This is a genomic window from Streptomyces phytophilus, from assembly GCF_013870535.1.
GTDB lineage: Bacteria > Actinomycetota > Actinomycetes > Streptomycetales > Streptomycetaceae > Streptomyces > Streptomyces phytophilus.
Window position 1 is genome coordinate 1 of record NZ_JACBXC010000436.1, and the last position, 4,578, is coordinate 4,578.

The 4,578-nt window shown below is 73.2% G+C and carries 4 protein-coding genes and 1 pseudogene; 2 read left to right on the top strand and 3 right to left on the bottom strand.

The window, feature by feature from the left end; translation table 11 throughout:
* The 3 genes from H5J30_RS18625 to H5J30_RS18635 all read right to left on the bottom strand — a co-directional run.
* A partial coding sequence (locus H5J30_RS18625; protein ID WP_181788548.1) for an FtsX-like permease family protein occupies positions 1 to 519 on the bottom strand: 519 nt, incomplete at its 3' end.
* A gap of 3 nt (positions 520 to 522) precedes the next feature.
* Positions 523 to 1,383, bottom strand: coding sequence for an ABC transporter ATP-binding protein (locus H5J30_RS18630; protein ID WP_220189075.1), 861 nt, complete (start codon positions 1,381 to 1,383; stop codon positions 523 to 525).
* Between the two features lie 141 nt (positions 1,384 to 1,524).
* Positions 1,525 to 2,514: a M64 family metallopeptidase gene (locus H5J30_RS18635; RefSeq protein WP_181788550.1), complete on the bottom strand. Its 990-nt coding sequence runs from the start codon at positions 2,512 to 2,514 to the stop codon at positions 1,525 to 1,527.
* Between the two features lie 236 nt (positions 2,515 to 2,750).
* Between H5J30_RS18635 and H5J30_RS18640 the strand changes: the two genes are divergently transcribed.
* Together H5J30_RS18640 and H5J30_RS18645 are read left to right on the top strand one after the other, a co-directional pair.
* Positions 2,751 to 3,626 carry an SDR family oxidoreductase gene (locus H5J30_RS18640; protein ID WP_309505564.1) on the top strand — a complete coding sequence of 292 codons (876 nt, stop codon included), beginning with the start codon at positions 2,751 to 2,753 and terminating at the stop codon, positions 3,624 to 3,626.
* Positions 3,623 to 4,578 (top strand): annotated as a pseudogene (locus H5J30_RS18645) (hypothetical protein); the annotation flags it as partial. The gene H5J30_RS18640 and the pseudogene H5J30_RS18645, both read left to right, overlap by 4 nt.

Genomic DNA, 4,578 nt, shown 5'->3' on the forward strand with positions numbered 1-4,578 from the left:
GCGGACCGCGAGGAACGCGGCGCCGACCGACGCCAGCAGCGTGATGTCGATCCCGGACATCAGCGCGATGGTGCCGAAGGCGTGGTCGACGTCGTCCGCGACCTGCCCGCTGTCCTGGAACATGTCGAGCAGGATCCGCCCGCCGACCATGCCGGGCACGATCGCCAGCAGCGAGCCGACGAGGCCGACGACCGCCGCCTCGCCGACGATCATCCTGGTGATCTGCGCGGGCGTCGCGCCGGTGGAGCGCAGCAGGTCGATCTCGGTGCTGCGCTGCCGGACGGCGACCGTGAGGGTCGAGGCGACGGCGAAGAAGACCAGCAGCGAGCCGTAGCCGCCGACGACCATCGCGGCCGTGGACAGGGACTCCGAGCTGACGTCGTCCACTCCCTCGGCGCCGGCGGTGTCGAGGAGCGAGTTGAACATCATGATGATGGTGGCGCCGAGGAAGGCGGACAGGAGCGTGGCGGCGAAGCGGCCGGGCCGCTGCCGGATGGAGCGCATCGCGAGCGAGAACATCGGTCAGACCCCCATGGGCGCGGAGTGGCGCGGGTCGTGGTGCGGGGCGGGGCCCGGACCCTGGGCTTCGTACATGTCGCCGAGGTGCGTCATGCGCTCCGCGATGGCGTCGGCGGTCGGCGCGTGCATCTGGCCCACCAGCCGGCCGTCGGCGAGGAAGAGGACGGAGTCCGCGTACGAGGCGGCCACCGGGTCGTGCGTCACCATCACCACGGTGCGGCCGTCGACGCGCACCGTCTCCTGGAGCAGGCCCAGCACGTCACGGGCGCTGCGGGTGTCCAGGGCGCCGGTCGGCTCGTCGGCGAAGACCACGCTCGGCGCGGCGACGAGCGCGCGGGCGATGGCGACGCGCTGCCGCTGTCCGCCGGAGAGCTGGTCGGGCCGGTGCCGCATCCGGTCGGCGAGGCCGACGCGGGCCAGCACCTCGCGGACCCGGGCGCGGTCGACGCGGCGGCCGGCGAGCTTGAGCGGCAGCACGGTGTTCTGCGCGACGTTCAGCGTGGGCAGCAGGTTGTACTGCTGGAAAACGAACCCGATCCGCTCGCGGCGGAACTTCGTCAGCTCCGTCTCGCTGCCCCCGGTCATCTCCGCGCCGTCGACCATCACCACGCCGCTGTCCGGCCGGTCCAGCCCCGCGGCGCACTGCAGCAGCGTCGACTTCCCGGAGCCCGAGGGCCCCATCACGGCGGTGAACGACCCGGCCGGCAGGCTCAGCGTCACCCCGTCGAGGGCGGTGACGGCCGCCTCCTCGGCACCCCCGGTGCCGTAGACCTTGGTCACCTTGACCAGTCGCAGCGCCTCGTGCGGCGCGCCACCGTCGACGGCACCGGCGGCGGTCCCGCGGCGCCCGTTGCGTCCGAACATCGTCTTCACCCCTCGTCAGACCGGCACTCCCTGTGCCTGACTACGAAGCTACGGACGGTGACGGCCGCGGGCACTGGGCGCACGACCCCAATGGGGGGTGGTGTTACGTGCACCATCCCTGGTGTACGGACGGTCGCCGGCCTACCCGCTCCCGGGTGCCGCCCCGCTGATCTCGGAGCCGATCGCGCGGTCCATCACGGCGAGGCCGACCAGGTTGAAGGGCTTGTTGATGTTGCGCATGAGGGAGTCCTGAGAGGGCCGGTAGATGCCGTACTCGTACTGGCTGCCGCCCTGGTAGGCACCGATGACACCGCCGTCGGGGGTGCTCTGCCCGAGGTACGACGCCCACTTGGACCCGCTGGGACTGGCGGTGACGTTGGGTTCCCGGGGTTCGCCGCCGGGATAGGTGGTGCCCGGCGTGTAGTACTCGTCGGCCAGGCCGCCCACGGAGTGGCCGAGTTCGTGGATCGCGATGCGTCCGGCCTGCGCGTTGCCGCCGGCGACGGTGGCGAGACTGGGGTAGCCGGCGCCGCCGTACTTGGCGGTGTTGCCGAGGGCGACGATGGCGTCGGCGCCGGGGGCCTCGGCGGCGTACGCCTGTGCCTTCGACTCGCTGAGGCAGAGCAGCCGTTCGATGCCGGCGCAGAAGAAGCCCATGTCCATGGCGGTGTCGCGGTCGATGCCCCGGGTCGGGTCGTTGTCCACGCCGGACTGCGCGGAGACGACGTTGACCAGCCACACGTTGGTGTTCTGGCGGTGCTTGTCCCACGGCGCCGTGGCGGAGATCTCCTGCCACTTCGCCTGGGCCTGCTGGCGCAGCAGGCCCATCTCCGAGGTGGTGTACCCGTCGCCCACCATCACCAGGTCGAACCGGGAGCCGGGGGGGCCGGTGTCCTGGATGGGGACGACCTCGGCCGCCGCGGCCGCCCGGAGGTCGGCGGGGCCCGGGGCGTCCTCGGCCTGCTCGGGTATCTCCACGCGGGTGACGGTGCCGTCCGGTGAGAACACCTCCCGCCACTCGGTCGGCCCCGCGGAGCCGGGGTCCTGCGCTCCGGCGGGTACCGGTGCGGCGGCGACTCCGGCGGCGCACAGCAGGGCCGCGGTCAGCAGAAGGGAAACTTTTCGGCGCATCAGCGCCCTCCGTGTCCGTCGAGTGTGGGGGACGGCGGGACCCGGGGTCGGTCGCGGCCGTCGACGGGGTCGGCCGGGATGCCTCAAGTCGCAGGTCGATTCCGGCAACTCGCCGATTCAAACTAGTGAGCTGACGCGAGCCTGACAAGTCGCGGACCGTCGCGTTTGACCTCAAGTGCGGTTGAAGTCGGAGGGTGGGGGACAGCACCCACGAGAGGGGAAGAACTGTGATCCTGGTGACCGGAGCAACGGGCAATGTAGGAGGTCAGGCGGTCGCGCAGGCGCACTGGGCGGGCCTGCCGGTACGCGCCCTGGTGCGCGACCCCGCCCGCGCGGACCTCCCCGCGGGGGTGGAGGCCGTACGCGGGGACCTCGCCGACCCGGCGACGCTGGGCGCGGCCTTCGCCGGCGTCTCGGAGGTCTTCCTCGTCTGGCCGCTGCCCACCGCCGACACCGCCCCCGCCGTCCTGGACGCGGCGATCGCGGCGGGGGTGCGCCGGATCGCGTACGTCTCCGCCTGGGGCGCCGCCGACGACCCGGACGAGGAGCCGGAGGGCATCCTCGGCTTCCACACCGCCATCGAACGCCTGCTGCGGGCCTCGCCCCTGGAGTGGACCCTGCTGCGCGCGGGCGGCTTCGCCGCCAACACCCTGCACTGGGCGGACCAGATCCGCGCGGGCGACGTGGTGCACGCCCCGTACGCGCAAGCGGGCCGCTCCCTCATCCACGAGGCCGACGTGGCCGCGGTCGGCCTGCGCGCGCTGACCCACGAGGGCCACGCCGGGGAGACGTACCACCTGACGGGCCCGGAGACCCTGACCCAGGCCGAGCAGGTCCGCACGATCGGCGCGGCACTGGGGCGCGACATCCGCTTCGAGGAGTCCCCGCCCTCGGTCGCACGGGAGGCGTACGTGCCGGCGGGCGGCGCGGCCGCGGACGGAGACGTAGGCGAAGTACGTGCCGACGACACCGGCCAGGGTGCCCACCGCCGTGAGGACGAACTCCGCCATGCCCATCCCAGCAGGCTAGCCATCGTCTGCCGGTGCCGCACCGCACCGTTTAGGCTGGCGGGTTCATGCCGGGCCGGGGGTGGGGCTGTGGGGGTTGGATGACGGAGGCGCGGGAGGGCTGGGTACGGGTCCCGGTGGGGGAGGACGCCCGGCGGTGGGCCTCCCGGGGGCGGTGCCGGCGGGTGCTGTTCGTCGTGCACAACGTCACGTCGGCCACCCGGCTGCTGGACGTGATGCCGCTGTTCGACGACGACCTGCGGGTGCAGATGCTGGCGACGTGCACGGGGTCGTCGCCGTTCCAGGGCGGCGTCGGCGAACTGCTGGCGGCGGTGGGGGTGCCGGTGCTGCCGTGGGAGCAGGCGGTCCGTACGCCCGTCGACTTGGCCGTCTCGGCAAGCCTGGGTGGCCAAATAGGCGTATTGACCGGCAAATTGGCAGTTCTTTCCCATGGCGTTGGATATACTAAGAGGCTCAGGTCGCCGGTCGCCGGTCGCCGGTCGCCGGTCGCCGGACGCCGGGCTCCCGTCTTCGGACTGGCGCCGGAGTGGCTGCTTGAGGACGGGCGGCCCGTGGCCGATGCGTTCGTGCTCTCGCATCCCGAGCAGGTGGAGCGCCTGCGCGAGTCCTGTCCCGAGGCGGCCGGGGCCGCGGTGCTGGCAGGCGATCCGTGCTTCGACCGGATGCTCGCCGCCCGCGACTACCGCGACCGGTTCCGGCGGGCGCTGGGCGTACGCGGCGGGCAGCGGCTCGTCGTCCTGTCCGCCACCTGGAACCCGGAGGGGCTGTTCGGCGACGGCGGCGCGGGCGACGTGCTGCCGGCCCTGCTGCCGCGGCTGACGGGCGAACTGGCCGCCGAGGAGTACCGGGTGGCGGCCGTCCTGCACCCCAACATCTGGCAGGGGCACGGCCCCGGGCAGGTACGGGCCTGGCTCGACAGGGCCCGGCGCGGCGGGTTGGCCCTGGTCGATCCGCTGGGTGGCTGGCGGCAGGCGCTGCTCGCGGCGGACGCGGTCCTGGGCGACCACGGAGCGGTGACGTACTACGCCGCGGCCCT